Genomic DNA, 3,152 nt, shown 5'->3' with positions numbered 1-3,152 from the left:
CGCCCGCGGCGCGGGCCGCGCTCGGGCGCGGGTCGTCCAGGGTGTGCTCGTGCCCGTGGGAGGGGCGGAGCTAGTTGGGGCGGCGCCCCCCTTCCCCGTTCGGACCTCCGCGTCGCGCGGGTGGCGGCGGAACCGGGCATCGCCCCCGGGCGCTGCCCCGGACAGGGATCAGCCGACGAACTCCGGCTTGGGGTCCTGGCCCGCGCCCTGACCCTCGTCCTGACTCCTGTCCTGACCCTGGTCCTGGTTGCTGCCCTGGTCCTGGCTGTCGTCCTTGCCCTGGCCCTGCTCCTGGGCGTCCGTCTCGTCCTGTGCGCCTTCCACATGCTGGGCCGGCCGCTTCGGCAGGGCGAACATCAGCAGGAAGATGACGGTCAGCACGGCGGCGACCCAGCCCAGCGCGTGCTGGAAGGCGTTCACGAAGGCCGGGCCCACCTGGTCGGGGGTCAGCCGGTCGCCGATCTCTCCGAAGAAGAGGACCGAGACCAGGCCGAGGCCGAGCGCGTTGCCCATCTGCTGCACGGTGTTGATCAGGCCCGAGGCCGAACCCGAGTGCTCACGCGGGACGTCGGAGAGTACGGCGTCGGTCAGCGGCGCGACGATGAAGCCCATGCCCGCGCCCATGACCACCAGCGGAAGGGCCATCTGCCAGGGGGCGATGTCCATGCCGTAGCGGTCGGACTCCCAGATGTAGAGCAGCACACCCAGCGCCATGATCAGGGCGCCCGCCTGGAGCACCTTGCGCCCGAAGCGCGGGACCAGAAGCTGCACGGACATGCCGGCCGCCGCCGACACCGCGATCGAGAACGGCACTCCGGTCAGCCCCGCCCGCAGCGGGCGCCAGCCCAGTCCGATCTGCATGTACAGCGTCCAGACCAGGAAGAAGATGCCGAGCGCGACACCGAAGACGGTCTGCACGGCGATGCCCGCCGCGAAGCTCTTCACCTTGAACAGCGACAGCTCGACCAGCGGTGAACCGTCCCGCGCCGTCTTCCGCTTCTCGTACGCCACCAGCGCCGCGAAGACCACGAGGGAGCCGGCCATCGAGACGTACCCCCACAGCGGCCAGCCCAGCTCACGGCCCCGGGTCAGCGGGTAGAGCAGCATCAGCAGGCCCAGCGTGACGAGGGCGACGCCGACGAGGTCGAGCTTCAGGGCTTTCGGGGCCTTGGACTCGCTGATGAAGCGACGGCCCAGGATGAGCGCGACGACACCGACCGGCAGGTTGATGAGGAAGATCGGCCGCCATTCCAGACCGAACAGGTTCCACTCGGTGAGCAGCGCGCCGAGGAGCGGGCCCGAGACCGCGCCCAGACCGACGATCGCGCCGAACAGGCCGAAGACCTTGCCGCGCTCGTGCGCCGGGAAGGTGGCGTGCACGATCGACAGGACCTGCGGCACCATCATCGCGGCCATGGCGCCCTGGAGGATGCGCGAGGCGACGAGCATCTCGGGGTTCGCCGCGAATCCGCACAGCGCGGACGCGACCGTGAAGCCGGCCACGCCGAGGAGGAAGAGCCGCTTGCGGCCGTGGATGTCACCGAGCCGCCCGCCGGTGACGAGTCCCGCGGCGAAGGCCAGCGCGTAGCCCGCGGTGATCCACTGGATCTGGCTGAAGGTGGCGCCCGCGTCCTGCTTGATCGACGGGATCGCGATGTTGACGATCGTGACGTCGACCAGGTCCATGAAGGCCGCGGTCATCACGATGGCGAGGGCGAGCCAGCGCCGTCGGTCGGCCGCGGCGGCTGGTGCCGGGCTGCTGAGAGCTGTCTCAGGGGTCTCGGTGGAGGTCATGCGACAAACCTAGTACCCGATTAGGTCAGATCGTGTCCTAGTTCTCCGGCACCCTGGAAACCATGACGACCGATACTCCGGCCCGGCTTCTCCAACTCCTCTCCCTCCTCCAGACGCCCCGCGAGTGGCCCGGCGGCGAGCTGTCCGAGCGCCTCGGGGTGTCCCGTCGTACGGTCCGGCGCGATATCGACCGGCTCCGCGAGCTGGGCTATCCGGTGCAGGCGACCAAGGGCGCGGACGGCGGCTACCGCCTGGTGGCGGGCACGGCGATGCCCCCGCTCGTCCTCGACGACGAGGAGGCCGTCGCGATCGCGGTGGGCCTGCGGGCCGGCGCCGGGCACGCGGTCGCGGGCGTGGACGAGGCCTCCGTACGGGCGCTCGCCAAGCTGGAACAGGTGCTGCCGTCCCGGCTGCGCCGCCGTGTGTCCATGCTCCAGGCCGCGACCACTCCCCTGACCAGCGGGGACGGGGCGAGCATCGCCCCCGAGACGCTGACCGTGATGGCGTCGGCCATCGCGGGCCGGGAACGGCTGCGGTTCGCCTACCGCTCCGGGGACGGAACACCGTCGCGGCGGCTGACCGAGCCGTACCGGCTGGTCTCCACCGGCCGCCGCTGGTATCTCGTCGCGTACGACCTCGACCGCGACGACTGGCGGACGTTCCGCGTCGACCGGGTGAGCGACCCCTTCGCGACGGGAGCCCGGTTCACGCCCCGCGAACTGCCGACGGGGAACGCCGCCGAGTTCCTGCGGCAGTCGATGTACCGGCGTCAGGAGACCTACACGTACGACGTCACCTTCGCCGCCTCTGCCGAGTTCGTCGCGGCGCGCGTGCCCGCGTGGGTCGGCGCGCCCGAGCCGATCGACGAGCGGAGCTGCCGGCTGCGGGCCTCCTCCAGCGACTCGGTGGAATGGCTCGCGGTGCGGATCGCGATGGTCGACTGCGACTTCACGGTGCGAGAACCGAGAGAACTTGTGGATTACGTAAGGGAGTTGGGTGCACGGCTGAGCCGGGCGGGGAAAGTGCCGCAAGCTGACGGCGCTTGACGGTCGACCGCATTCCACGTGAGTGGTGACACCCGGTGGACCGTCGGCGACGGCAGGTTATGTCGCTGTGGCAGAATCTGCCATCCGGGTCACCCCGGGGTTCAGGTTCGGGGTGGCCCGCCTCCGTGCTGCCCGGAATCCCTCGGGATCCCTCCGCACCCGTCCCGCCCCTCGCCGGGCCCGCTCCGCTGCAGACCCCGCGCGCCTGACCGCCGGCCCCCTGAAACAAAAGGGAGCCGAGGGGGGGGGGCCCGGGGGGGGGGGGGCCCAACGCGAGACTAGCTGAAAGCCAGCGCGGGGGGGGGGGGAGTG

Annotated in this window: 2 protein-coding genes; one reads left to right on the top strand and one right to left on the bottom strand. The window is 71.2% G+C overall.

What is annotated here, in order from left to right; translation table 11 throughout:
• Positions 1–168: 168 nt before the first annotated feature.
• A complete protein-coding gene (locus ACFXGX_RS41695) occupies positions 169–1,794 on the bottom strand; it encodes a DHA2 family efflux MFS transporter permease subunit (RefSeq protein WP_384803220.1) in 1,626 nt (541 codons plus the stop codon).
• Positions 1,795–1,856: 62 nt separating this feature from the next.
• Here ACFXGX_RS41695 and ACFXGX_RS41690 point away from each other — a divergent pair, with 62 nt between their 5' ends.
• The gene (locus ACFXGX_RS41690) at positions 1,857–2,840 is read left to right on the top strand and encodes a helix-turn-helix transcriptional regulator (protein WP_384803217.1); all 984 of its coding nucleotides are present in this window, start codon (positions 1,857–1,859) and stop codon (positions 2,838–2,840) included.
• The last annotated feature ends 312 nt before the right edge of the window (positions 2,841–3,152 follow it).

Source organism: Streptomyces sp. NPDC059371 (assembly GCF_042751995.1).
Lineage (GTDB): Bacteria > Actinomycetota > Actinomycetes > Streptomycetales > Streptomycetaceae > Streptomyces.
This window is presented reverse-complemented; position numbering and strand designations above follow the sequence as displayed.